21 protein-coding genes are annotated in these 25389 nt (G+C 67.1%); 18 read left to right on the top strand and 3 right to left on the bottom strand.

Annotated features, from left to right (window positions below; translation table 11 throughout):
- Nucleotides 1–157: 157 nt before the first annotated feature.
- Nucleotides 158–610, bottom strand: coding sequence for a nucleoside deaminase (locus ACZK3J_RS19580; protein ID WP_049399252.1), 453 nt, complete (start codon nt 608–610; stop codon nt 158–160).
- An 80-nt stretch (nt 611–690) separates the two neighbouring features.
- Between ACZK3J_RS19580 and ubiE the strand changes: the two genes are divergently transcribed.
- From ubiE to ACZK3J_RS19560, 4 genes are all read left to right on the top strand, one after another.
- Complete coding sequence (ubiE, locus tag ACZK3J_RS19575; RefSeq protein WP_005411082.1) at nt 691–1452, top strand: bifunctional demethylmenaquinone methyltransferase/2-methoxy-6-polyprenyl-1,4-benzoquinol methylase UbiE; 762 nt, start codon at nt 691–693, stop codon at nt 1450–1452.
- 304 nt (nt 1453–1756) lie between these two features.
- Entirely contained in the window at nt 1757–3685 is a 1929-nt protein-coding gene (locus ACZK3J_RS19570) for a M1 family metallopeptidase (protein WP_478476193.1), read from the top strand.
- A 122-nt stretch (nt 3686–3807) separates the two neighbouring features.
- A complete protein-coding gene (locus ACZK3J_RS19565) occupies nt 3808–4539 on the top strand; it encodes a hypothetical protein (RefSeq protein WP_478476192.1) in 732 nt (243 codons plus the stop codon).
- Nucleotides 4539–5162: an HAD family hydrolase gene (locus tag ACZK3J_RS19560; protein ID WP_049463235.1), complete on the top strand. Its 624-nt coding sequence runs from the start codon at nt 4539–4541 to the stop codon at nt 5160–5162. Before ACZK3J_RS19565 ends, ACZK3J_RS19560 begins: the two co-directional genes overlap by 1 nt.
- A gap of 103 nt (nt 5163–5265) precedes the next feature.
- Here ACZK3J_RS19560 and ACZK3J_RS19555 read toward each other — a convergent pair whose 3' ends face one another.
- Entirely contained in the window at nt 5266–6204 is a 939-nt protein-coding gene (locus tag ACZK3J_RS19555) for a carbohydrate kinase family protein (RefSeq protein WP_049463230.1), read from the bottom strand.
- A 283-nt stretch (nt 6205–6487) separates the two neighbouring features.
- Between ACZK3J_RS19555 and ACZK3J_RS19550 the strand changes: the two genes are divergently transcribed.
- The 9 genes from ACZK3J_RS19550 (at nt 6488) to ACZK3J_RS19510 (ending at nt 18512) form a co-directional block, all read left to right on the top strand.
- Nucleotides 6488–7534, top strand: a complete 1047-nt coding sequence (locus ACZK3J_RS19550; protein ID WP_005419402.1) for a rod shape-determining protein — start codon at nt 6488–6490, stop codon at nt 7532–7534.
- A 121-nt stretch (nt 7535–7655) separates the two neighbouring features.
- Nucleotides 7656–8693 (top strand): rod shape-determining protein MreC, encoded by a 1038-nt coding sequence (mreC, locus tag ACZK3J_RS19545; RefSeq protein ID WP_107433307.1) that lies wholly within the window; start codon nt 7656–7658, stop codon nt 8691–8693.
- On the top strand, nt 8690–9175 hold the full coding sequence (gene mreD, locus ACZK3J_RS19540; RefSeq protein WP_049463232.1) for a rod shape-determining protein MreD: 486 nt from the start codon (nt 8690–8692) through the stop codon (nt 9173–9175). The genes mreC and mreD overlap by 4 nt, the downstream gene beginning before the upstream one ends.
- Before the next feature lie 3 nt (nt 9176–9178).
- Nucleotides 9179–11254, top strand: a complete 2076-nt coding sequence (mrdA, locus tag ACZK3J_RS19535; RefSeq protein WP_277778304.1) for a penicillin-binding protein 2 — start codon at nt 9179–9181, stop codon at nt 11252–11254.
- Nucleotides 11251–12363: a rod shape-determining protein RodA gene (gene rodA, locus ACZK3J_RS19530; protein ID WP_032130317.1), complete on the top strand. Its 1113-nt coding sequence runs from the start codon at nt 11251–11253 to the stop codon at nt 12361–12363. The genes mrdA and rodA (ACZK3J_RS19530) overlap by 4 nt, the downstream gene beginning before the upstream one ends.
- 192 nt (nt 12364–12555) lie before the next feature.
- On the top strand, nt 12556–13635 hold the full coding sequence (gene rodA / locus ACZK3J_RS19525) for a rod shape-determining protein RodA (RefSeq protein ID WP_032130316.1): 1080 nt from the start codon (nt 12556–12558) through the stop codon (nt 13633–13635).
- A gap of 1139 nt (nt 13636–14774) precedes the next feature.
- Nucleotides 14775–15920 (top strand): lytic murein transglycosylase B, encoded by a 1146-nt coding sequence (gene mltB / locus ACZK3J_RS19520; protein ID WP_049400491.1) that lies wholly within the window; start codon nt 14775–14777, stop codon nt 15918–15920.
- Nucleotides 15917–17191 (top strand): septal ring lytic transglycosylase RlpA family protein, encoded by a 1275-nt coding sequence (locus ACZK3J_RS19515; RefSeq protein ID WP_049421381.1) that lies wholly within the window; start codon nt 15917–15919, stop codon nt 17189–17191. The genes mltB and ACZK3J_RS19515 overlap by 4 nt, the downstream gene beginning before the upstream one ends.
- A 100-nt stretch (nt 17192–17291) precedes the next feature.
- The gene (locus tag ACZK3J_RS19510; RefSeq protein WP_032130313.1) at nt 17292–18512 is read left to right on the top strand and encodes a D-alanyl-D-alanine carboxypeptidase family protein; all 1221 of its coding nucleotides are present in this window, start codon (nt 17292–17294) and stop codon (nt 18510–18512) included.
- Between the two features lie 174 nt (nt 18513–18686).
- On the opposite strand, the gene ACZK3J_RS19505 is transcribed toward ACZK3J_RS19510, so the two are convergent.
- Nucleotides 18687–19760 (bottom strand): lipid A deacylase LpxR family protein, encoded by a 1074-nt coding sequence (locus ACZK3J_RS19505; protein ID WP_032130312.1) that lies wholly within the window; start codon nt 19758–19760, stop codon nt 18687–18689.
- Between the two features lie 261 nt (nt 19761–20021).
- Here ACZK3J_RS19505 and ACZK3J_RS19500 point away from each other — a divergent pair, with 261 nt between their 5' ends.
- The 5 genes from ACZK3J_RS19500 to ACZK3J_RS19480 all read left to right on the top strand — a co-directional run bounded on the left by ACZK3J_RS19500 (nt 20022) and on the right by ACZK3J_RS19480 (nt 25374).
- Nucleotides 20022–20300 carry a YbeD family protein gene (locus ACZK3J_RS19500; RefSeq protein WP_005411067.1) on the top strand — a complete coding sequence of 93 codons (279 nt, stop codon included), beginning with the start codon at nt 20022–20024 and terminating at the stop codon, nt 20298–20300.
- Nucleotides 20288–20998 (top strand): lipoyl(octanoyl) transferase LipB, encoded by a 711-nt coding sequence (gene lipB / locus ACZK3J_RS19495; RefSeq protein WP_010480980.1) that lies wholly within the window; start codon nt 20288–20290, stop codon nt 20996–20998. The genes ACZK3J_RS19500 and lipB overlap by 13 nt, the downstream gene beginning before the upstream one ends.
- Before the next feature lie 18 nt (nt 20999–21016).
- A complete protein-coding gene (gene lipA, locus ACZK3J_RS19490) occupies nt 21017–22027 on the top strand; it encodes a lipoyl synthase (protein ID WP_032130310.1) in 1011 nt (336 codons plus the stop codon).
- A 318-nt stretch (nt 22028–22345) separates the two neighbouring features.
- Entirely contained in the window at nt 22346–24523 is a 2178-nt protein-coding gene (locus ACZK3J_RS19485; RefSeq protein ID WP_032130309.1) for a carboxy terminal-processing peptidase, read from the top strand.
- Between the two features lie 242 nt (nt 24524–24765).
- Nucleotides 24766–25374 (top strand): DUF2242 domain-containing protein, encoded by a 609-nt coding sequence (locus ACZK3J_RS19480; protein WP_134951871.1) that lies wholly within the window; start codon nt 24766–24768, stop codon nt 25372–25374.
- Nucleotides 25375–25389 lie beyond the last annotated feature (15 nt).

Below are 25389 nucleotides of genomic sequence, written 5' to 3'. Positions count from 1 at the left end.
TAGGCGCGACGCTGGGGCGGGGTGTTACCGCAGCGTGTGCACGGGGCACGGCTGACTGTGCGCGGGTTCACGGCTGGCGCCGCAAACGCTGCCGGCACTAGGGCGTGCCGGCACTGAAGCGTTCATTAAGCGGGTTCAACAGCACACTGCGTGGTGCTCATTCACCGATGTCTTCGTTCCAGATCTCGGGATGCTGCGCAATGAAGCCGCCGAGCAGATCGACGCATTCCTGGTTGTCGAGGTCGATCACGTTGACGCCGTTTTCGCGCAACCAGTCGATGCCGCCCTGGAATGTGCGCGATTCGCCCACCACCACGGTGCCGATGTTGAACTGGCGCACCAGGCCCGAGCAGTACCAGCAAGGCGCCAGCGTGGTGACCATGATGGTGTCCTGGTAGCGGCGCTGGCGGCCGGCCTTGCGGAACGCATCGGTTTCGCCGTGCACCGACGGGTCGCCTTCCTGCACGCGGCGGTTGTGGCCGCAGCCGAGCAGGCGGCCGTCGTTGTGGTACAGCGCCGCGCCGATCGGCACGCCGCCCTCGGCCAGGCCCTGGCGGGCTTCGGCGATGGCGGTCTGCAGCAGGGCCTGGTAGTCGGGCGTGGTGATCATGCGGGGCTCCGGTAAGTCGTGGCCCGCCATGATACGGGCAGGGGGTGCCGCTGGCCCCCGGCGGTGCGATAATCGGGGCCATGAGCGAATCCCCCTACAAAGCCGGTACCACCCATTTCGGGTTCCGCGACGTCGCCGCCAAGGACAAGCAGAAGCTGGTCGGCCAGGTGTTCACCTCGGTCGCGCGCAACTACGACCTGATGAACGACCTGATGAGCCTGGGCGTGCACCGGGCGTGGAAGCGCTACTACGTGGCGACCGCGCAGGTGAAGCCGGGCGACCGTGTGCTCGACCTGGCCGGCGGCACCGGCGATATCGCCGCCCTGCTGAAGGAGCGCGTTGGCGCCGAGGGCTCGGTGGTGCTGGGCGACATCAACGCCGGCATGTTGTCGGTCGGCCGTGACCGCCTGACCAACCGCGGCCTGGTGCTCGGCCTGGACTACGTGCAGTGCAACGCCGAAGCCCTGCCGTTCCCGGACAACAGCTTCGACCTGGTCACCATCGCCTTCGGCCTGCGCAACGTGACCGACAAGGACGCTGGCCTGCGCGAGATGTACCGCGTGCTGAAGGTGGGCGGCCAGGCCCGCGTGCTGGAGTTCTCCGAAGTCACCGCCGACTGGTTCAAGCCGATCTACGACTTCCACTCGTTCAAGATCCTGCCCAAGCTGGGCAAGCTGTTCGCCAACGATTCGGACAGCTACCAGTACCTGGCCGAGAGCATCCGCAAGCACCCGCCGCAGGACGAACTGAAGGCGATGATGGGGCAGGCCGGCTTCGAGCGCTGCCACTACAAGAACCTGACCGGCGGCATTGTTTCGATCCACTCCGGCTACAAGCTGTAAGCCCTGCCCTGATAGGTGCCAACCTTGGTTGGCATGCGCCCGAGGCGCAGCGCAGCCCCGGCCGCCCGTACCGCGTCCGCCACCATTCCGGTAGAGGCCAACCTTGGTTGGCATGCGCCCGAGGCGCAGCGCAGCCCCGGCCGCCCGTACCGCGTCCGCCGCCATTCCGGTAGAGGCCAACTTTGGTTGGCATGCGCCGGAGGCGCAGGATCGGCCCCGGCCGCCATTACCCCGCACCGCGCAACGCCTGCGGAGCCGGAGGGAGTTACCATTGGGGGTCTGATCCCCGTAACGGTCCCGATTCATGCGTAATCCGCTGATGCTCCTTCCGCTGGCCGTGGCCCTGGCCGCCGGCTGCTCCCAGGAGGCGGCTGCACCCGCCGCCGCCCCGACTGCCGCCAAGGCCCCCGCCGCCCCCGTGAACGCCGAGAACCGCAGCCACGACGAAAGCTCGTACGCCGAGCCGGACAAGGTCGTCATCAAGGACATCGCGCTGGATCTGAAGCTGGACTTCGACCAGAAGCAGATCGGCGGCACCGCCACCTACACCCTGGAATGGAAGCAGAAGGACGCCAAGCAGCTGGTGCTCGACACCCGCGAGCTGACCGTGTCCAAGGTCGAGGCCGTCGCTGCCGATGGCGCGCGCAGCCCGTTGAAGTTCGAGCTGGCCGCCGCTGACAAGGTGTTCGGCAGCAAGCTGACCATCGAAGCCCCGGAACAGCCGGCCAAGGTGGAAGTGACCTACCACACCGCGCCGACCGCCTCGGGCCTGCAGTGGCTGGCACCGTCGATGACCGAGGGCAAGAAGCTGCCCTTCATGTTCAGCCAGTCGCAGGCCATCCACGCCCGTTCGTGGGTGCCGCTGCAGGACACCCCGAGCGTGCGTTTCACCTACAGCGCGCACGTGGTCTCGCGCCCGGACGTGATGGTGCTGATGAGCGCCGACAACGATCCGAAGGCCGCGCGTGACGGTGACTACACCTTCAAGATGCCGCAGCCGATTCCGTCCTACCTGCTGGCCATCGCGGCCGGCGACCTGGTGTTCGAGCCGATCTCCGGCCGCTCCGGCGTCTGGGCCGAGCCGACCATGGTCAACAAGGCCGCCAAGGAATTCGAAGACACCGAGAAGATGATCGGTGCCGCCGAGAAGCTGTACGGCGAATACCGCTGGGGCCGCTACGACATGCTGGTGCTGCCGCCGTCGTTCCCGTTCGGTGGCATGGAGAACCCGCGCCTGACCTTCGCCACCCCGACCGTGATCGTTGGTGACAAGTCGCTGGTCTCGCTGGTCGCCCACGAACTGGCGCACAGCTGGTCGGGCAACCTGGTGACCAACGCCAGCTGGAAGGACATCTGGCTCAATGAAGGCTTCACCACCTACGTCCAGGGCCGCATCACCGAAGCTCTGTACGGCAAGGAAATGGCCGAGATGGAGAAGCAGATCGACCAGACCGACCTGCTGGCCGAAGTGAAGGACATGAGCCCGGCCGACCAGGCGCTGGCGCTGCTGCCGCTGAACGAGCGTGACCCCGACGAAGCCCTCAGCCAGGTCGCCTACGTCAAGGGTTCGTGGTTCCTGGAATTCCTGGAGCAGCGCTTCGGCCGCGAAACCTTCGATCCGTTCCTGCGTGGCTGGTTCGATGACCACGCCTTCCAGAGCGCGAACACCGACCAGTTCGTTGCCTACATGAAGGAAAAGCTGCTGCCGAAGAACCCGTCGGCAGTGACCGAGGCCGAACTGAAGGCGTGGCTGGACGAGCCGGGCATCCCGGCGTTCGCGGCCAAGGCGCAGTCGCGCAACTTCAGCAGCGTCGATACCGCGCGCATCGCCTTTGCCAGCGCCGGCACCGTGCCGAGCAGCCAGGTCATCGCCGACTGGAGCACGCAGGAATGGGTGCGCTTCATCGACGGCCTGGGCGCGACCCAGCCGCTGGACAAGCTGGCCACGCTGGACAAGGCCTTCCACTTCACCGGCACCCCGAATGGCGAAATCGCCATGCGCTGGTACCCGCTGGCGATCCGCAGCGGCTACGAGCAGGCCAATGAAGGCGCGGCCGCCTTCATCGAGCGCGTCGGCCGTCGCAAGCTGATCCTGCCGATCTACGCCGAACTGGTGAAAACTCCGAAGGGGCTGGAGCTGGCCAAGCAGGCCTTCGAAAAGGCCAAGCCGGGCTACCACCCGATCACCACCGCCTCGGTCCAGGACATGCTGGCCAAGGCCGAAGCCAAGTAAGAAAACGCGCCGGGCATCCCCCGGCGCTTTTTTTGTAGAGTCGAGCTTGCTCGACTGGCTCTTCAACAGCAGTCGAGCAAGCTCGACTCTACAGATATGCGAAAACACGAAGGACCTCCGCCATGAAACGACTGATCCTGCTCACCGCCTGTACCCTGGCCCTGGCTGCCTGCAGCAACCCCGAGGAAGAGCGCAGGGCGCAGGAAGCCGCCGCAGCCGCCGTGCAGGCGCAGAAGGAAGCCAAGGCCGAAGACGTGGCCAAGCAGTACGACATGGCCGTGGCCGCACAGGACTGGGAGCGTGCGCGCCTGCATGGCGCCTCGCTGCTGGACCAGTACAAGGACACCGCCGCCGCCGAGCGCATCGCCGCCGGCTTCGACGAGGTCAAGGCCAAGGGCGATGCTGCGCGCGACCTGCGCCGCATGCAGGCGCTGTGGCAGTACAACCAGATCCCGGTGGGCAACAAGGGCAACCAGGTCTCGGCGCAGATCTACAGCAAGGAACGGGTGGACGTGGATGGCAGCGGTGCCAAGCCGGTGCAGCTGGTGTTCCGCGATCATCCGGAGTGGAAGCGGCATGCCTACCTGGTGCTGCAGGCCGGCGATTTCCGTTGCCCGCAGTGCACGGTGAAGGTGACCGTGGACGACGGCAAGCCGGTGTCGATGGCGGCCTGGCGCCCGAAGACCGATGAAGCCATCGCGCTGTTCATCACCGACCAGAAGGCGCTGTGGAAGCTGGCGCGCAAGGGCAAGTCGATCAGCATCGAGTTCCCGGTCAAGGCCGGCGGCACGCGTACCGCCGTGTTCGAAACCGGTGGTGTCGACGCCAGCCGCATGCCGCAGTGGTGGCAGTGATGGTTGCGGCGGGCAGCGCAGTGCACGCGTTGTCCGCGATCCGGCACTGGGTGTTTGACATGGACGGCACGCTGACGGTGGCCGTGCATGACTTCGCCGCGATCCGCCGCGCGCTGCAGATCGCCGCGGAGGAAGACATCCTCGACCACATCGCGGCGCTGCCGGACGCATCGGCGCAGGCCAAGCGTGAGTGGCTGTTGGAACACGAGCGCACGCTGGCCGAGGACGCGCTGCCGGCACCGGGCGCGGTGAAGCTGCTGCGCGCGCTGGCGGCGGCGGGCTGCCGGCTGGGCATCCTGACCCGCAACGACCATGCGCTGGCGAAGCTGACCCTGGACGCGATCGGGGTCGGGGAGCTGTTCGACGATGCCGACATCATTGGCCGCGATGAAGCGGTGCCCAAGCCGTCGCCGGATGGCCTGCAGCAGCATCTTCGACGCTGGGGAATCGGGGCTGCGGAGGCGGTGATGGTCGGAGACCACGCCTATGACCTGGAGTGCGGCCGCGCCGCGGGCACCCACACCGTGCTGGTCAATCTGCCGGAGAACCCGTGGCCGGGCAGTGCCGACTGGCATTTCGCCGATTGCCGCGACCTGTTGGCCGCCTGGCAGCAGAAGGGGTAGTGCCGGCCGCTGGCCGGCAGTGTCGACCAAGGTCGACACCTACCAAGGCACAGCGTGTCGACCAAGGTCGACACCTACCGAGCGGGTGCGCGGGCAGTTCGGCTTACGCGCCCAGCGCGTAACCGAACTGCTGCTTGAACTGCTCGTTGAACTCATCGAAGGTGAAGCGCTGGTTCTGCGTGCCCGGGTGCTCGACCTTCAGTGCGCCCATCAGGTTGCCCATGCGGCCGATGGTCAGCCAGTCGTAGCCCTTCTGGATGCCGTAGATCAGGCCCGCACGGAAGGCGTCGCCACAGCCGGTCGGGTCGACCACGCGGCGCTCGTGCGCCGGCGGGATGTCGTAGCTCTTTTCCGGGGTGTGGATGACCGCGCCCTTCGGGCCGCGGGTGGTGATGTAGGCCTTGACCCGGCTGACGATCTCCTTCTCGTCCCAGCCGGTGCGTTCCTGCAGCAGGTTCGACTCGTAGTCGTTGACCACCACGTAGTCGGCCTGGTCGATGAAGGCGCGCAGCTCCGGGCCGTTGAACAGCGGCATGGCCTGGCCCGGGTCGAAGATGAACGGAATGCCGTCTTCGTGGAATTCCTGCGCGTTCTGGATCATGCCTTCGCGGCCGTCCGGGCCGACCAGGCCCAGGGTCACGCCCGGTACGCCACGCACGTGGTTTTCGTAGGAGCGCATCATCGCGCCCGGGTGGAAGGCGGTGATCTGGTTGTTGTCGTGGTCGGTGGTGATGAACGCCTGCGGGGTGAACAGCTCATCGATCACGCGCACGCGCGACAGGTCGATGCCCAGGCCGTCGAAGTATTCGCGGTACGGGCCGAAGTCCGAACCCACGGTGCCCATCGGGATCGGCTGGCCGCCCAGCAGGTGCAGGTTGTAGGCGATGTTGCCGGCGCAGCCGCCGAACTCGCGGCGCATGCGCGGCACCAGGAAGGACACGTTCAGGATGTGCACCTTGTCCGGCAGGATGTGATTCTTGAACTGGTCCGGGAACACCATGATGGTGTCGAAGGCAAGAGAACCACAGATCAGAGCGGACATCGATGTAAGCCTATGCGGTGAATTTTGGGGTGGGCCGGCCCGGTTCGGCGGGCAAGCAAACGGCGCCCTTGGGCGCCCGACGGCGCAAAGGTTACCCGCTGGTGCCGCTCAGGGCCAGAACCGGGTGAGACCCGATCAGGCCGAAAGCCTGTGAAGACGCGGGTTCAGCTAGTTTTTTCCTTGCTCGGCGGCAGGCGGGTTGCTAGGCTTGTCGGCCTCGATTTCTGCCCATTTTTTCGCCATCCCGCGGCGGGCACGACACCCCTCAGGACTCCTTCCTCAGATGTTCAAGAAACTCCGTGGCATGTTCTCCAACGACCTGTCCATCGACCTGGGCACGGCCAACACCCTCATCTACGTGCGCGGGCAGGGGATCGTGCTGAACGAGCCGTCGGTCGTGGCCGTGCGCCAGGACCGTGCCATTGGTGGTACCCGCTCGGTGGCAGCCGTAGGCGCCGAAGCCAAGCAGATGCTTGGCCGTACCCCGGGCCACATCACCACCATCCGCCCGATGAAGGACGGCGTCATCGCCGACTTCACCTACACCGAGGCGATGCTCAAGCACTTCATCAAGAAGGTGCACAAGTCGCGCGTGCTGCGCCCGAGCCCGCGCGTGCTGGTCTGCGTGCCGGCCGGCTCGACCCAGGTCGAGCGCCGCGCGATCAAGGAATCGGCCGAGGAAGCCGGTGCCCGTGATGTGTTCCTGATCGAAGAGCCGATGGCCGCCGCGATCGGCGCCGGCATGCCGGTCACCGAAGCCCGTGGCTCGATGGTCATCGACATCGGCGGCGGCACCACCGAAGTTGCGGTGATCTCGCTCAACGGCATCGTCTATTCGGCCTCGGTCCGCATCGGCGGCGACCGCTTCGACGAGTCGATCACCAACTACGTGCGCCGCAACCACGGCATGCTGATCGGCGAAGCCACCGCCGAGCGCATCAAGGTCGAGCTGGGCTGCGCCTACCCGCAGGCGGAAGTGATCGAGATGGAAATCTCCGGCCGCAACCTCGCCGAGGGCGTGCCGAAGATGATCAAGATCAGCTCCAACGAGGTGCTTGAAGCCCTGCACGAGCCGCTGTCGGGCATCGTCAGCGCGGTCAAGCTGGCGCTGGAACAGACCCCGCCGGAACTGTGCGCCGACGTCGCCGAGCGCGGCATCGTGCTGACCGGTGGTGGCGCCCTGCTGCGTGACCTGGACCGCCTGATTTCCGAGGAAACCGGCCTGCACGTGCAGGTGGCGGACGATCCGCTGACCTGCGTGGCCCGCGGCGGTGGCCGTGCGCTGGAGCTGGTCGACATGCACGGCAACGAGTTCTTTGCGCCGGAATAAGCCGTCCCGGCTGCCTGCGCCCGCAGCGCCCCTCCGGGGTGCGGCCCACCATGAGGGTAGGCCGGCACCGGCGGGGCGTCCGCGTGTTTCCCTTCCGCCTTCTGCCAGTTGAATCGTTGCCGTGCCGCCCTACGCCGGACCTCCCGTTGCTTCCCGATCCGGTGATGCCGCCAGCCCGCTGCGTCTGCTGGCTTATCTCGCACTGGCCATCACCCTGATCGTGCTTGACGACCAGGCCGGCTGGCTTGCGCAGCTGCGCGGGCAGGCCAACAGCCTGGTGCAGCCGGTATGGGCACTGGCGGGACTGCCGGGCAAGCTCGGCAACCAGGTCAAGGACTCGGCGGCCAGCCACGGCCAGCTGGTCAACGAGAACCGTGAACTGCGCAACCAGCTGCTGCTGGCCAACGCCCGCCTGACCCGCCTGCAGACCGCCGCGTTGGACAACGCCCAGCTGCGCGAACTGCTGAACGTGGCCGAGCGCAGTGGCCTGGACGTGCAGCTGGCGCCGATCCTGGATATCGACCTGGACCCGGTGAAGCAGCGCTTGGTGCTCGACGCCGGCAGCCGCGAAGGCGTGCACGTCGGGCAGGCGGTGATCGATGCCGGTGGCCTGATGGGGCAGGTGATCAGCGTCACCGGCGGTACCTCCACCGTGCTGCTGCTGACCGACCCCGACCACGCGGTGCCGGTCACCGTGGCCCGCAACGGCGTTCGCCTGATCGTCTACGGCCGCGGCGACAAGCTGGAGCTGCGCGACATCCCGCTCAGCGCCGGCGTGGAAGTGGGCGATGAGATCGTCACCTCCGGCCTCGGTGGCCGCTTCCCGGCCGGGTTCCCGGTCGGCACCATCACCGGCCTGCGCCCGGACGACACGCACGCCTTCCTGGTCGGCGAACTGAAGCCGGCGGCGCAGCTGGACCGCGGCCGCGACGTGCTGCTGCTGCGCCCGGGCGCAGCAATTCGCTTGCCTGCGGCCAGCGAATTGCTTCAGCCAAGTTTGCCTTCGGCAAACCAGGCTGCCGGGGGGGCATCCCACCTTACCCCCGCGCCTTCAGCGCGCCCCCCTCAACAAGAGGGGGGCTCTCCACCCGATGCTGGGTCGGCGACGGTAGTGCCGGCCGCTGGCCGGCAACCGACCACGCCGGAGGCCCAGCGATGAGCCGCTTGCGCGACAATCCGTGGGTGCTGCCGGCCAGCCTGGTGGTGGCATTGCTGCTGGGCCTGCTGCCGTTGCCGGCGCTGCTGCAGCCGCTGCGCCCGTACTGGCTGGCGCTGGTGCTCGCGTACTGGGTGATTGAAGCGCCTGAGCGTGTCGGCCTGGGCGTCGCTTTCGCCAGTGGCGTCATCGCCGATCTGCTGTACGGCGGTGTACTCGGCGAACAGGCGCTGCGGCTGGTGATGCTGGCCTTCATCCTGCAGCGCTTCCGCGCCCGCATCCGCTTCTTCCCGATGTCCCAGCAGATGCTGGCCATCGGCGGCCTGCTGTTCAACGACCGCATCGTCAGCGCGCTGGTTCACATCGTGGTGGATGAGCCGACCCTGCCGTGGTCGTACTGGTGGGCACCGCTGCTGGGCATGGGCCTGTGGCCGCTGGTATTCGTGCTGCTGGACGCGGTGCGCTTCGGCAAGCGCGGGCGCTGAGCCATGATTCCGCGCCGCCAGGTCAAGAATCCGCATGCCGAAGCCGAACAGTTCCGCCGCCGCGCGGCGCTGGGCTTCCTGGGTGTGCTGGTCTGCCTGCTGGGCCTGGGCGGCTGGTACTTCAAGCTGCAGGTGCTGGACCACGACGTCTACGCCACGCGCTCGGAAGCCAACCGCATCAAGCCGCGGCCGGTGGTGCCCGGGCGCGGCATGATCTACGACCGCAACGGCCGCCTGCTGGCCGAGAACGTGCCGGCCTTCCGCCTGGACGTGACCCCGGACAAGGTCAAGGACATGGACGCCACCCTGGAAGGGCTGGCGAAGATCATCAGCATCAGCCCGGAAGAACTGGAAGCGTTCAACAAGTCGCGCAAGGCGCGCCGCAAGTTCCTGCCGGTCACGCTGAAGCTGCGCATGAGCGACGAGGAGATGGCGCGCTTTGCCGTCGACCGCTGGCGCTTCCCCGGCGTCGAGCTGGAACCCTACCTGACCCGTCGCTATCCCTATGGCGATCTGTTCGCGCACATCATCGGTTACGTCGGCCGCGTCGATGACAAGGACCTGGAAATCCTCGGCGAGGGCAATGCCGCGCTGACCCACATCGGCAAGTCCGGCCTGGAGCGCTATTACGAGCAGCAGTTGCGCGGCAAGGTCGGCTACGAGCAGGTCGAGACCAACGTGCAGGGCCGTGCGATCCGGACCATCGGCCGCGTTGCCGCGCAGTCCGGCGCCGACCTGCGGCTGTCGATCGACGCCGACCTGCAGCGCGCCATGGTGGCCGCCTTCGGCGACCAGGAAGGCTCGGCAGTGGCGATGGACCCGCGCACCGGCGAAGTACTGGCGATGGTCAGCCTGCCGTCCTACGACCCCAACCTGTTCGTCAACGGCATCTCGCATGCCGATTTCAAGGCGTTGAACGAAAACCCGTCGCGGCCGCAGTTCAACCGCCTGGTGCTCGGTGGCGTCGCCCCCGGTTCCACGCTGAAACCGCTGATCGGCCTGGCCGGCCTCGATTCGGGCGTGCGCCGCCCGGAAGACAAGGTGTTGTCCACCGGCATGTTCTACCTGCCGGGCACCTCGCGCGGCTGGGGTGACGCCCACCGTGGCGGCCACGGCTGGACCGACCTGCGCAAGTCCATCGCCGAATCGGTCAATACCTATTACTACAAGCTGGCGCTGGACCTGGGTATCGAGCGCTTCGACCATTACATGGAGTACTACGGCTTCGGCCAGCCGACCGGCATCGACCTCACCGGCGAGATCGGCGGCATCCTGCCGTCGCCGGCCTACAAGCGGAAGAGCCGCAAGGAAGCCTGGTACCCCGGTGATACGGTCAACATCAGCATCGGCCAGGGCGACTGGAAGGTCACCCCGCTGCAGCTGGCGCGCGGCGTCAGCGGTCTGGCCGACGGCCAGCTGCGCACCCCGCATCTGGTCATCCAGCAGCGCGACGGTTTCGACAGCGACTGGTCGGCGATGCCGGCTGGCGAGAGCAAGCCGGTCAGCCCCAACCCCAACAACGTGCAGGCCGTGCGCGAGGGCATGATGGCGACCATGCGGCCCGGCGGCAGCGGCTGGCGCGTGGCGGTCGGTGCGCCGTACGTGATGGCCGGCAAGACCGGTACCGCGCAGGTCATCAGCCGCAAGGGCACGGCGGCGGTGAATCCCAAGAGCCTGCCGATGCACCTGCGCCACCGCGCGCTGTTCGTCGGCTTCGCGCCGGTCGAGAACCCGGTGATCGCGATCGCGGTGGCCGTGGAAGGCGGTGGCTATGGTGGTTCGGCCGCTGCACCGATCGCGCGCAAGGTGTTCGACGCCTACCTGCTGGGCAAGATGCCCGAAGGCATGCAGCCGTTGGACAGCGAGCGCGGCACCACTGCCATCGGCGCCACCGCGTTCGACAACGAAGACGCCGGCGCGCGCCAGGCCGGGGACCTTGCCGCTGCGCAGCTGGGTGAACATCCGGTGCTGGTCGGCGTGCCTGCGCCGGAACCTGTACCCGCACCGCAGCCGGGTACGCCGGCCGCCGCCGCGCTGCCCGCCACGCCGCGCCCGACTCCCGCGGAGCCCGCACGATGAGAGTGTTCCTGCGCTGGGCTGGCGACATGCTGCGCCGCTTCTTCAGCACGCTGGACTGGGTGCTGTGCCTGGCCCTCGGCGCGCTGATGGTGATCGGCCTGGCCACCTTGAAGAGCGCCGGTGGCGACGGCCTGGTGATGGCCCAGGGCGCGCGCTTCGCAGTGGGCATGGCGGCGCTGTGGGGCATCTCACGGGTACCGATCCTGCGCATCCGCTCGGCCACGCCGATGATCTACGCGATCTCGATGATCCCGTTGCTGGCGGTGTTCGTGCTGGGCACCGGCAAATACGGCCGGCAGTGGCTGGACCTGAAATTCTTCTACCTGCAGCCGGCCGAGCTGCTCAAGGTCAGCCTGCCGATGATGGTGGCCTGGTACCTGCACAAGATGCCGTTGCCACCGCGCTTCAATACCGTGCTCGTGTCCCTGGTCATCATCGGCGTACCGACCGGCCTGGTGATGCTGCAGCCGGACTTCGGTACCGGTGTGCTGATCGCCGCCAGCGGCGTGTTCGTGCTGCTGTTGGCAGGCCTGCCGTGGTGGTGGGTCGGGCTGGGCGTGGGTGGCGTGGCTGCGGTCGCGCCGGTGGCCTGGTTCTGGCTGCTGCGGCCGTACCAGAAGGACCGCATCATGATGTTCCTGGACCCGGAGATGGATGCGCTGGGTGCTGGCTGGAACATCATCCAGTCGAAGATCGCGATCGGTTCCGGCGGCTTCGATGGCAAGGGCTGGGGCGAGGGCTCGCAGTCGCACCTGAACTTCATTCCCGAGCAGACCACCGACTTCGCGTTCTCGGTGCTGAGCGAGGAGTTCGGCTGGATCGGCGTGGCCACCGTGCTGGCGCTGTACCTGGTGGTGATCGGGCGCTGCCTGTGGATCGCCAGCCAGTCGCGCGATTCCTATTCGCGCCTGCTGGCCGGCGCCACCGGCCTGGCGTTCTTCGTCTACGTGCTGGTGAACGGCGGGATGATCTCCGGCCTGCTGCCGGTGGTGGGCGTGCCGATGCCGCTGATCAGCTATGGCGGTACCTCGGCGGTCTCGCTGCTGGCCGGCTTCGGGTTGGTGATGGCCGTGCGTAGCCACAATCCAGTGCACGGCGGCTACGGGTAACAACGGCCGCGCCTTTCACCGCGCTTCCATATGCTCGATTGCTTCTCGCTGTTCTGTAGAGTCGAGCCGTGCTCGACTGCTTCTGCTGCATGAAAGGCAGTCGAGCACGGCTCGACTCTACAGACGCAGAAGCACCCTGACAGCTTCACGCAAGCGCGCGTTGTTACCGTGGCCAGCGTGGACTGGAAACGAATGCTTGGCGGCTGCCGTGAGGCGGTGCGCACGATCGACCTGCCGTTGCTGGTCGCGTTGTTGATCCTGATGGGCGCGGGGCTGGCGGTGCTGCACAGCGTGTCCGGTCCGGTGGCCGGGCAGGCGGCGCGCTTCGCCGGTGGCCTGCTGGCGATGTGGCTGCTGTCGCGTGTTTCGCTGCTGCGCCTGCGCGCGTGGACACCGGCGCTGTACGCGCTGTCGATGCTGCCGCTGATGGCGGTGTATGTGATCGGCACCGGCAAGTACGGGCAGCGCTGGCTCAACCTCGGCGTCTTCTACCTGCAGCCCTCCGAGCTGCTCAAGCTCAGCCTGCCGTTGATGATGGCCTGGTACCTGCACCGGCAACCGCTGCCACCGTCACCACGCACGGTACTGACGGCCGCAGTGCTGATCGGCGTTCCCGCCGTGCTGATCCTGATGCAGCCCAACCTCGGTACCGCCACGCTGGTCACCGCCAGCGGTGTGTTCGCGTTGTTGCTGGCGGGCCTGCACTGGGGCTGGGTGGCCACCGGCGCGGTGGGGCTGGCGGTGGCCGCGCCACTGGCCTGGCTCGGCGTGTTGCGGCAGTACCAGAAGGATCGCGTACTGACCTTCCTCGACCCGGCAGCAGACCCGCTCGGCACCGGCTGGAACATCCTGCAGTCGCGCATCGCGATCGGTTCCGGTGGCTGGCAGGGACGTGGCTGGGGGCAGGGCACCCAGGCCACACTGGATTTCCTGCCCGAGTACACCACCGACTTCGCGTTTTCGGTGCTGGCCGAGGAGTTCGGCTGGATCGGTGTGGCGACGCTGTTCGCGCTGTACCTGTTCGTGGTCGGGCGTTGCCTGTGGATCGCAGTGCACGCGCGCGACACCCATGCGCGGTTGCTGGCCGGCAGCCTGGGGCTGGCGTTCTTCGTCTACGTATTGGTGAACGGTGGAATGATTTCCGGCCTGCTGCCGGTGGTGGGCATTCCGATGCCGTTGATCAGTTATGGCGGGACATCAGCGGTCTCGCTGCTGGCCGGCATTGGACTGGTGATGGCGGTACGTGGGCACCGACCCGTGCACGGGGGATAGGGTTTCCAGCCAACGGCGCAGCCCCTCGTGGGTGGTCGCGCAAAGCAGTTCATGGGTGGGGCCGGGTAGATGGGCTGCGCAGGGGACGCTGCAAGTACGTCCATGTAAGCTCGGTCGCCGCATCCATGCGGCTCACGCCCCTGCGCAGCCCATCTACCCGGCCACGGACAGGTTCCGTGCGCGTCCACCCACGGAAAAGAAAAAGAAGATCAAAAGCAAAACCAGCTTGGCCGCCCGCTTCATTGCTTCCTGTAGAGCCGAAGGCAGCGGCAGGAGCCGCTGCCAACGTCGCCCACGGCGACGGCCCGAAGGGTGCCGGTCAGGACGACCGGCATAGCCATGCTCGGCTCTCGAGCAAGCGCAGCGCGCGACCCGCTTGTGATCTTCTCTTTCTTCTCCGTGGGTGGCAGACCACCGAAATCTGTCAGAGGGCGGTCGGGTTGGGTATGCGGGGGTGTCAGCCGCATGGGCCCGAGGCATGCCTCGGGCGGGTTGGGCAGGACGCCCAACCCTGGCCTTGCCGCGCGTGCAGGACTGCGCGCAAGAGCAAGCGGCTGCCAAGCCTCCAGGGACGGATTCACGGCGTCCCCCGCGTACCCAACCCGACCGGCCCAGCGGCGGCTTCTGCTTTCCGCAACACACCCCACCCACGAGGGGCTGCGCCGTTGGCTGGAAACTTCCTGACTCTGCGCAACGCCCGTTGTGGAAGCGTTCTCACAACGATGCACGGCAGCACGTCCACTGACCAAAGTCCGGAAAAAGCGTTAGCTGGTTCACACTTTTACAGCGCGTTGATCCTGATCAATGGACTTGTCGTAATCGGCCTGCACAATGGCGGCCCGTTCGGCACGGCGCGCCGTCAATCGTTGCAGCGCGAGGGGGCGTCGGGCGGGAAGCAGTACTGATCCAACGGGTACAGGGAGCGCGGAGCACTGCCACTGGGGAGCGGCAGCCGCGCGGGTACCGACCGGATCCGGTCGCCGGTTGCGTCTGCGGGGATGGGGACGCAACCGGCAACCTCTATCTGAATGGGGAAGTGTGATCACGACGTCTTCACATTTCCCGCTGCTCGCAGGCAAATCGTTGTGATTCATGGTGTTAGGGGTTTTAATTCATCCATGACCTGCTAACCTGCGACGATGATTCGACGCACTCTGGCCTGCATGCTCACCCTCGGCCTGGTCGCCTGCGCGACCCAGCCGAAGTCCCCACCGTCTTCGCCCCAGGCCAGCAGTACGCCGCGCCAGCCCGCCGCCAAGGCCCATGGCCCGGCCGAGGCCGCGCCCGAAGCCGCTGCCGCCACCGCGCCGCCGGTCGATCTCACCCCGGTGCCGTTCGAGGTCGCACGGGCCCGCTTCATTGCCGATACCGCCAAGCGCTATGGCCTGAAGCCGGAGCAGATCAGCAGCGTGCTCGACCAGGCGCAGGTGCGCCAGCCGATCATCGCCGCGATGTCGCGCCCGGCCGAGCGGGTCAAGCCGTGGAACGAATACCGGCCGATGTTCATCAGCAAGGCGCGCATCGATGGCGGCCGCGCGTTCCTGGCCCAGCATCGCGCCGAACTGGATCGCGTCCAGCAGCGCACCGGTGTGCCGGCCGAAGTGATCGTGGCGATCATCGGCGTGGAAACCAGCTACGGGAAGAATGCCGGCAGCCACCGCGTGCTGGATGCGCTGTACACGCTGGCCTTCTATTACCCGCGCAGCGGCGACCCGGCCAAGCTGGAACGCGAAGTGCGCCGCGAGCTGTTCTTCCGCGATGAGCTGGCCAAGCTGTTCGAGCTGGGCCGCGAAGAGAACCTGGACATCACCACGCTCAAGGGCAGCTATGCCGGCGCGATGGGCATGGGCCAGTTCATGCCGTCCAGCTACCTCGATTACGCGGTGGACGGTAACGGCGACGGCCGTCGCGACCTGTTCACCAGCTACGACGACGTGTTCTCGTCCATCGCCAACTACTTCGTGAAGAAGGGTGGCTGGGTGCGTGGCGGGCAGGTGGCCGTGCCGGCCACGTTGGCGCCGGGCCGCGAGGAATTCAATCCGACCGAATGGATGCCGACCTGGTCGCTGGCCGACCTGGCGAAGCGTGGCTACCAGCCCAGCGCTGCGGTGCAGCCGGGCGCCACCGCCACGCCGATCACGCTTGAAGGCAGCACCGGCAAGCAGTACTGGCTGGGCTTCCAGAACTACTACGCGATCACCCGCTACAACCTCTCGAAGATGTACGCGATGGCCGTGTTCCAGTTGTCCCAGGCCATCGCCGGACAGGAGCTGCCCCCGGCATGAACATCAGATGGCTGGTCCCAGGCTTGATCGTCCTCGCACTGGCTGCCTGCAGCAGCGCGCCGAAGAAGCCGGCCACGGCCGGCCATGGTGGCAAGTCCGGCGGCACCCTGGTGCAGGGTCGTGGCTCGCGCCCGGCACACTGCCCGGAAGGATCGCCCTACGCGGCGGCCAAGGAAGACCTGAGCACCCGCGGCAACTACACCGCCGGTGGCCTGTACAAGCCGGGCGTGCGTGACAGCACGCCGGACTACATTCCCAACGTGGCCTGCATCCCCGAGCCGGAAGTGACCGCGGAAGAGCGCTCGGCGATCGGCAACAAGACGCCGTACGTGGTGCTGGGCAAGTCGTACAAAGTGCTCGACGACACCCGCAACTATGTCGAGCGTGGCACTGCGTCGTACTACGGTGCCAAGTTCCATGGCCGCCTGACCTCCAACCGCGAGGTCTACGACATGTACCAGTTCACCGCTGCGCACAAGACGCTGCCGCTGCCCAGCTTCGCCCGCGTGACCAACCTCGACAACGGTGAGTCGGTGATCGTGCGCGTCAACGATCGCGGTCCGTTCCATGATGGCCGCGTGGTCGATCTCAGCTATGCCGCCGCTGTGCGCCTGGGCATCACCCAGCGCGGCACCGGCAACGTGGAAGTGCGCGCGCTGCAGCCGGGTGAGGGCAACCTGCTGGCGCAGAAGCCGTCGCGCCGCGAACGTCGTGCTGCGGAAGCGGCCGCCGCCAGCGCTGTAGCCAGTGCGCGCCCGGCACCGACCGCGCGTGCTGCCGCCGACAGCGACATCGATCGCCTGGTCAAGGGGCTGCCGGCCGATGGCATGCCGGCGCGTGGCCAGCCGGCCACCACCCAGGGCGTGGCCAGCACCGTGCCGGATGTGGCGGTCAGCAGCCTGCCGCCGAGTGCTCCGCCGGTGCGCAGCACCGCATACGCGCCAGCTCCGGCGGTCGTTGCCAGCACCACGCCGCGCGCCGCTGCGCAGGCACCGGTCCGCACCGCCGCCGCTACCCCCAGCCTGTCGCAGCAGGTGGTGGGCGCAGTCATGGTGCAGGTTGCCAGCTTCTCCAACCGTGACAACGCCAACCGCGCGATGGGCCAGCTCAACGCCGCCGGCATCGTCGGTGCCACCATCAGTGACATCGCCGCCGGTGGCCGTACCCTGTTCCGCCTGCGCGTTCCCGCCAGCGACCATGCCAGTGCCGCGGAACTTGTCGGCCGCATCGCCGGTCTGGGGCTGGGTTCGCCGCAGATCGTCAAGGATTGATCCACCCGGGCCGGTGCTGCCGGCCCATGCTGCCCCGGCCTTACAATGGCCGCTACGTTCCACCCTCCATTCCCGGCCGTCCCCTGGAGCCTGCTGTCCAATGAATTTCCGTTCCGCCGCCACCGCCCTGGCCGCCACCCTGGTGGTGGGCCTGGCTTCCGCCCAGACGCCGCTGCCGACTCCGGCCACGCCGGCGCCTGCCGCCGCCGCTGCCGCCCCGGCCACCGTCGCCACTCCGCCGGCGCCGGCGCCGAGCGTGTCCAAGGCCTGGGTGCTGATGGATTACGCCACCGGCCAGGTGCTGGCCGGTGAAAACATCAACGAACAGCTGGCTCCGGCCAGCATCACCAAGGTGATGACGTCCTACGTGATCGCCGCCGAGGTCAAGAACGGCAAGGTCCGTGCGGATGACCAGGTGATGATGAGCGAACGCGCCTGGCGCGAAGGTGGCGCGGGTACCGATGGCAGCTACAGCGGCTTCCCGGTCAACCAGACCGCGCGCCTGGAAGACATGGAAAAGGGCATGGCGATCCAGTCCGGCAACGACGCCGCGATCGCCCTGGCCGAACATGTGGCTGGCAGCGAGGAAGCCTTTGCGTCGCTGATGAACAGCTATGCCGCGAAGATCGGCATGAAGAATTCGCACTTCGTCAACGCCCATGGCCTGACTGCGCAGGGCCACCACAGCACCGCCTACGACCTGGCGCTGCTGGGCCGCGCGATGGTGCGCGATTACCCGGAAACCTACGCGTACAACAAGATCAAGGAATTCCAGGTCGGCAACATCAAGCAGCCGAACCGCAACCTGCTGTTGTGGCGCGATGGCAGCGTGGACGGCATCAAGACCGGCCACACCTCGGAAGCCGGCTACTGCCTGATGAGCTCTGCCCAGCGCGGCGACCAGCGCCTGATCGCCGTGGTGCTGGGCGGCCAGTCGGAAAAGCAGCGTGCCGATGACAGCCTGGCCCTGCTGAACTGGGGTTTCCGCTTCTTCGAGACCCACCGCCTGTACGAGCCGGGCAAGGCCGTGGCCGAGCACAAGGTCTGGAAGGGCACCACCGACAAGGTGCAGCTGGGCGTGGCCCAGCCGATGCTGGTGAGCGTGCCGCGCGGCCGCTACAACGACCTGAAGCCGAGCATCGACGTGCCCAAGACCCTGGAAGCACCGTTCACCGCCGGCCAGCAGATCGGCACCGTGAAGGTGATGCTGGATGGCAAGCTGGTGGCCGAAGCGCCGCTGGTGGCGGTGGCTGCCGTCGAACAGGCCGGCTTCTTCAAGCGCCTGTGGGACAGCTTCTGGATGTGGTGGGAATCGGAATGATCCACGCCCCGGCGTGGTGAAGGAAAAGGCCGGCAAATGCCGGCCTTTTCTGTTTCGGGATGCCGCTTGCGCATGAATCCTGCCGGATGTGGGTAGTGCCGGCCGCTGGCCGGCTCCCCATGGATCCATCCGGATATGCCGGCCCCGGTGTGCCGACCAACGGTCGGCACCTACCTACAGCGAGCGGCTGATGGTGAAGCTGCCGAACACCGGCGCTTCGCGCTGGCCGTTGAACTCGCGCGTGCTGTGGTAACGCGCCGCAGCGAACTTCCAGCGTCCGTACATCACCGCCACGCCATAGCCGCCGTAGGCCACCACATGGCGCTTGTCCACACTGTGGCTGTTGCGGAACGTGTTGCCATCCAGCGTGATGTCACGGATCACCCAGGCGGCGTCCGAGGTCGCGAACAGGTGCCAGGACCAGCCATTCGGACGGCCGCCGCGGGTCGGCGCAGTGTTCTCACCGGCCGGGCGCAACGGCGTGCTGCCGAAGTCGTCCGGCAGCTTCCAGCCGAAGCGTACTTCACCGCCAAGGTTGGCTTTGGTTTCCAGATTGCCGATCGATCCGCCGTAGTGGCTGATCGCGTCCCAACCCCAGCCGTCGGCATTGACGCTGGCATCGCCCGGCCAGCGGCGCATGCGCTCATGGGTCAGCATGAACAGGGGCTCGTTGTGCAGCTGGTTGTCCCAGCCCTTGAATTTCTCGTCGCCCAGCACTTCGTGCACGGCATTCTGCACTTGCTTGCCCTGTGCCCACGGGCCAACCACGCCCAGCGTCAGCTGGGTGGTCTGCAGGCGGTCGCCGCTGCGCGCATTGAAACCGAAGTTTGCGATCAGTACGCCGGCGTAAGGGCGGTCGTCCTCAATCAGGTCCCTGCGGCTGAAATCGGTCGGGGTGAAGATGCCCTGGCCGATGCTGAAGATCATGTTCTGCTGTTCGAACTTGCCCGGATGCAGCCCTTCCAGGTACTGGTTCACCCAGCGGGCCATGCGTGGCAGGCAGGGGTCGTCGGTGTAATCGACCAGATTGGGCGAGACCAGGGTCAACAGTGCACCATTGGTATAGCCCTGGTCCTGGTGGCGGCCGCCGAACAGGTCGTTGTCAACGCGGAAATTGACCTGCGGAGGATGGTCGCGCATCGCGTCCGGGCCACATTGTTCGGCCGCCTGGGCGGCGAGGGGGAGGGCAGCAGCCAGCAGGCCGGACAGCCCGAGGGCTGCAAGGCGGCGTTGGGAAGGGGGGCTCATGTGGAGGTTTTTTCTGTCTGTCGTTATATGCCGCGACACGGTACTCGTGCGGGCGTGATGGAACGAGCGCGTTCGAATCACTTGTCTGTTCCGAAAACGACATCGTCTCGTGAAGACAATCCTGCACTGTCCTGCGGCGCCCCAAGGGGCAACGGCCAATGCTGAACGGCCGTTCAGCTGCAACGCAGCGACTCACCGGTGCACTGTTTGACGTTGATGAATACTCTTGGGTTTGTTGGCCTGCGGCCCGATAATGGGGGCATGGAAATCAAGTCCGACAACCCCGACCACGGCTTCCAGTTCCCCGGCCAGTTCGAGCTCAGTGCCATGGGCCCGGCCAACCGCGGCCTGGAACATGAGCTTCCCCGCCTGCTGCTGGCTGCCGGCATCGATGTGGTGAATGAACGCATCAGCTGGAAGCATTCCTCCAACGGCAAGTACGTGTCCGTGCGCATCGTGTTCAAGGCCGAGAGCCGCGAACAGTACGACCTGGCGCACCAGGCACTGCGCGACCACCCGGAAGTGAAGTGGACGCTGTAGCCGACAGCTGCCCGGCCGAAGCCGCCCCGGAAGACCGCGCGCCGCGCCCGGCGCTGGTCCGCGACCTCGGCCGCCAGGCCTATGAACCGGTGTGGCGCGCCATGCAGCGCTTCACCGACCAGCGCAGCGAGGCCGACGCCGATGAGCTGTGGGTGGTCGAGCACGACCCGGTATTCACCCTGGGCCAGGCCGGCAAGGACGAGCATGTGCTGGCGCCGGGCGAGATCCCGGTGCTTCACGTGGACCGCGGCGGCCAGGTGACCTATCACGGCCCCGGCCAGCTGGTGGTCTATCCGCTGCTGCGCCTGCCGCGTTTGGGCATCGGTGTGCGCGATTACGTGTGCCGCATCGAGCAGGCCATCATCGACACGCTGGCCGAGTGGAACATCGGCGCCGAACGCCGCGAGGGTGCCCCGGGCGTCTACGTCGGTGGCGCCAAGATCGCCGCACTCGGCATCCGCGTGCGCCGCGGCTGCACCTTCCACGGACTGGCCTTCAACGTGTCCATGGACCTGGAACCTTTCCACCGTATCAACCCCTGTGGCTATCAGGGGTTGCAGGTGACCTCGGTAGTAGACTTGGGCGGGCCCTCCGGGATGGAGGCCGTCAAGCCGGTGCTGCTGGACCACCTGGCCCGCCAGTTCGGCCTGCTGCTGCAGCCCACGCCCGAACTGCCTGATCTTTCTGCGGCCGCCTGACCGCCCCCCGGAACTGCCATGACTGAAACCACCGCCCGTTCCATTCCCCTGCAGATCGTGCAGGGCGACTCTCCGTCCGCCGCGCCGTTGCAGGCCGGGGTCAAGCAGCTGGGCGGTGACAAGATCAACCGCTCGCCGGTGCAGTTCGCCGACGCGCCGGTGCTGCGCAAGCCGTCCTGGATCCGCGTGCGCATTCCTTCGGGCAATGCGGTGCAGAACCTGAAGGCCAAGCTGCGCGAGAACCGCCTGGTGACGGTGTGCGAGGAAGCCAGCTGCCCGAACATCCACGAGTGCTTCGGCCACGGCACGGCAACGTTCATGATCCTCGGCGAGGTCTGCACCCGCCGCTGCTCGTTCTGCGACGTCGCCCACGGCCGCCCGAAGCCGCCGGATGCCAACGAACCGGCCAGCCTCGGCCAGACCGTGGCCGACATGGGGCTGAAGTACGTGGTGGTGACCAGCGTCGACCGAGATGACCTGCGCGACGGCGGTGCCCAGCACTTCGTCGACTGCATCAGTGCCATCCGCGCGAAGTCGCCGGGCACCCGCATCGAAGTGCTGACCCCGGACTTCCGCGGCAAGGGCCGCATGGAGCGCGCGCTGGAGATCCTGGCGCAGAACCCGCCGGACGTGTTCAACCACAACATCGAAACCGTGCCGGACCTGTACCGCAACGTGCGCCCGGGTGCGGACTACCAGTGGTCGCTGAACCTGCTGAAGAACTTCAAGGCGCAGCACCCGGACGTGCCGACCAAGAGCGGCATCATGCTGGGCCTGGGCGAAGAGTTCGAGCAGATCAAGGCCACCATGCGTGACCTGCGCGCGCACGACGTGGACATGATCACCATCGGCCAGTACCTGCAGCCGACCGCGCATCACCACCCGGTGCTGAAGTACTGGACCCCCGAGGACTACAAGGCGCTGGAAGACTACGGCTACGAGCTGGGCTTCAGCCACGTGGCCTCCGGCCCGATGGTGCGCTCGTCGTACCACGCCGACGTGCAGGCCAAGGGCGCCGGCGTCCGGTAAGCGGTTGCGCGATGCGCGCTACCGCTTCCCACGCTGCGCTGCGCACACCGTGGGCCCCGGCTTACCACCACCCACACCCCCGCCGCTTCGCGGCCGCCCCCTGACTCAGGGGGCTTGCAACCCCATGCCCTCTGCAACCGGACAGACGGCGCCGCTGGGTGCGCCGCTCTTCAGCCATTCACAATTTGCTACACCGGCCCGGCTAGGCTGGTTTTCCACCGAGCGCGGCCGGGTGACAAACCCGGCAACTTTCGGCACTGTCGTGGTGTCTTAACACCCCGCAGTCTCCCCCTTGGCAAGGCGCCTTCGAGCACGTCAATGAAATTCAAAGCCCCCGCATTCCTGATGGCCCTGGCGCTGGTCGCGCCGCTGGCGCTGGCGGCCAAGGCCGATTCGCCGGCATTGCCCGCTGCGGCAACCGCCGATCAGGTGACCACCTCCAAGCTGGTGTACGGCCTGCTGTCCGACAGCCGCTACGCGTACCGCCCGCGTGCGCTGGACGAGGCCACCTCCAAGGACGTGTTCAAGCGCTACCTGGAGACGCTGGACGGCGGCAAGCAGTACTTCACCCAGGCCGACGTGGCGCGCTTCGCGCCGTTCGAAGCCAACATTTCCTCGGCCATCCGTGGCGGCGAGCTGGAGCCGGCGTTCCAGGTGTTCGCGGTCTACAAGCAGCGCGTCGGCGAACGTGTGGCCTACGCGCGCAAGCTGCTCAAGCAGGAGCCGGACTTCACCACCGACGAGCGCTTCGAATACGACCGCAAGAAGGTGCCGTGGGCGGCCAGCAGTGCAGAGCTGGATGAGCTGTGGCGCAAGTCGGTCAAGAACGACTGGCTGCGCCTGAAGCTGGCCGGCAAGAAGCCGGACGACATCCGCAAGACGCTGGACAAGCGCTACGCGACGCTGGAGAAGTCGGTCAATGAACTGAAGGGCGAAGACGTCTTCCAGTTCTTCATGAACTCGTACACCAGTGCCGTTGACCCGCACACGGATTACTTCACCCCGCGCACCGCCGAGAACTTCAACCAGGCGATGTCGCTGTCGCTGGAAGGCATTGGTGCGCAGCTGCAGCGCCAGGACGACGTGGTGGTGATCCGCGAGATCATCGCCGGTGGCCCGGCCGCAGTGGATGGCACGCTGAAGCCGGGTGACCGTATCGTCGGCGTCGGCCAGGGCAAGTCCGGCCTGGTCGAGGACGTGATCGGCTGGCGCATCGACGACGTCGTGGCCAAGATCCGCGGCGCCAAGGATACCCAGGTCAAGCTGGAGTTCATCCCGGCTGCTGAGGGCGCCGACGGCAAGCACCACACTCTGGTGCTGACCCGCCAGAAGGTGCGCCTGGCCGAACAGGCCGCCAAGGGCGAGACCATGACCATTCCGGCCGCCAATGGCGAGCCGGCGCGCAAGGTCGGCGTGATCAAGCTGCCGACCTTCTACCAGGACTTCGAAGGCCGTCGCCGCAACGCGGCCGACTACGCCTCGGCCACCCGCGACGTGGCCAAGCTGCTGGCCGGCTTCAAGAACGACAAGCTGGACGGCGTGGTGCTGGACCTGCGCAACAACGGTGGTGGTTCGCTGGATGAAGCCATTGAACTGACCGGTCTGTTCATCGAGCAGGGCCCGGTGGTGCAGGTGCGCGAGTCCGGTGGCCGCGTCACCGTCAACAGCGACCGCAACCAGGGCGTGGCATGGGATGGCCCGCTGGCAGTGCTGATCAACCGCGGTTCGGCCTCGGCTTCGGAAATCTTTGCCGGTGCCATCCAGGATTACGGCCGTGGCCTGGTGATCGGTGAGACCAGCTTCGGCAAGGGCACCGTGCAGAACATCGTCGACCTGGACCGTTGGCCGAGTGGCGAGACCCAGCGCTTCGGCCAGGTGAAGCTGACCATCGCCCAGTTCTTCCGCATCAGCGGCAGCAGCACCCAGCACAAGGGTGTGGTGCCGGACCTGGCCTTCCCGGCCAGCGTCGATGCCACCGAGTTCGGCGAGAGCACCTACGACAACGCGCTGCCGTGGACCCGCATCGCTGCCGTGCCGCACACCCAGTACGGCAACTTCGCGCCGCTGCTGCCGAAGCTGGAAACCCGCCATGACGCGCGCATCGCCGCCGACAAGGAATTCCAGTGGTGGAACGAGGACGTGCAGCAGTTCCGCACCGAGGCCGCGAAGAAGTACATCTCGCTCAACGAGGCCACCCGCCGCGCCGAGCGTGAGCGCCAGGACACCCAGCGCAAGGAGCGCCAGGCGATGCGCAAGGAGCTGGGCCTGGCCCTGGACCCGCTGGCCGATGACAGCAACGACGACGGCCTGACTGGCAACGAGCGCGACATCGTCAAGGATGCCGCCCGCGAGAAGGCTGCCGAGAAGCGTCCGGACCCGCTGCTGCGCGAGTCGGCCTCGATCCTGGCCGATGCGGTGAACCTGCTGGCCAATGATCGCCCGCTGTCGGCGCAGGTGCTGCCGCAGTCGACCGGCGCTGGTCGCTGGGCGGACTGAGCCGGCGACGGCATGTGATACCCGAGGGGCCGGCATTGCCGGCCCCTTTCTGTCTGGGGACCTCGTTCACGGTAGCGCCGGGCCATGCCCGGCGAGCGAAGTGCCACAAACGACTTAATCCCCTCCGTCCCCTTTTCTGTGCATGAACCGGCAGCAACGGGGTGGCTCGGTCACGCCGGTTTCAACCTGCCGCACACGGCCGCAGGGCTACCCTTGGCGGTACCGTCCTCGCAGGAGTACCCATGCGGGCCTCCCGTCTTTCCAGTGCTGCCGTGGCGCTCGCCAGCGCCCTGATCCTGTCGGCCTGTGGTGGCCGCGCCGCCGACAGTACGTTGCTGCGCGAATCCTTTGATTCCGGCGACACCTTCTCGCGTACCGTCGATGGCCGCCCCGGTGACGCCTGCGAGGCCGCGCGGCGCACCCTGCTCAGCCAGGGCTACGCCATCGCCCGCTCCGACGAAGCGCAGGTGGAAGGCAACAAGAACTTCCAGCCACGCGAGGACGACCACGAGCAGCTGGTGCTGCGCATCTCCTGTGCCCCGCGTGGCAGCCAGACGCTGGTGTTCGTCAGCGCCGTGCAGGACCGCTATGCGTTGAAGAAGAGCCCGACGTCGGCCAGCGTGGGCGTGGGTGCATTGGGCTCGGTGTCGCTGCCGTTCGGCAGCAATGACGACTCGCTGGTGAAAGTGGCCAGCAGCACGGTCACCGATGCCGAGTTCTATCGCCGCTTCTTCCAGCGCCTGCAACAGTACCTGCCGGCGGATGCTGGCAAACCCGCACCGCCTGCGCTCGCGCCGCCCGAGCCTGCATCGTCCGAGCCCGCACCGGCCCGCAGCACGGATCAAGGGTGATCGTGCGCGGCACGT

Source organism: Stenotrophomonas sp. 86428_Sma (genome assembly GCF_056481585.1).
The sequence above is the reverse complement of the archived record's forward strand: the minus strand, read 5'-3'. Positions and strand labels throughout refer to the sequence as shown.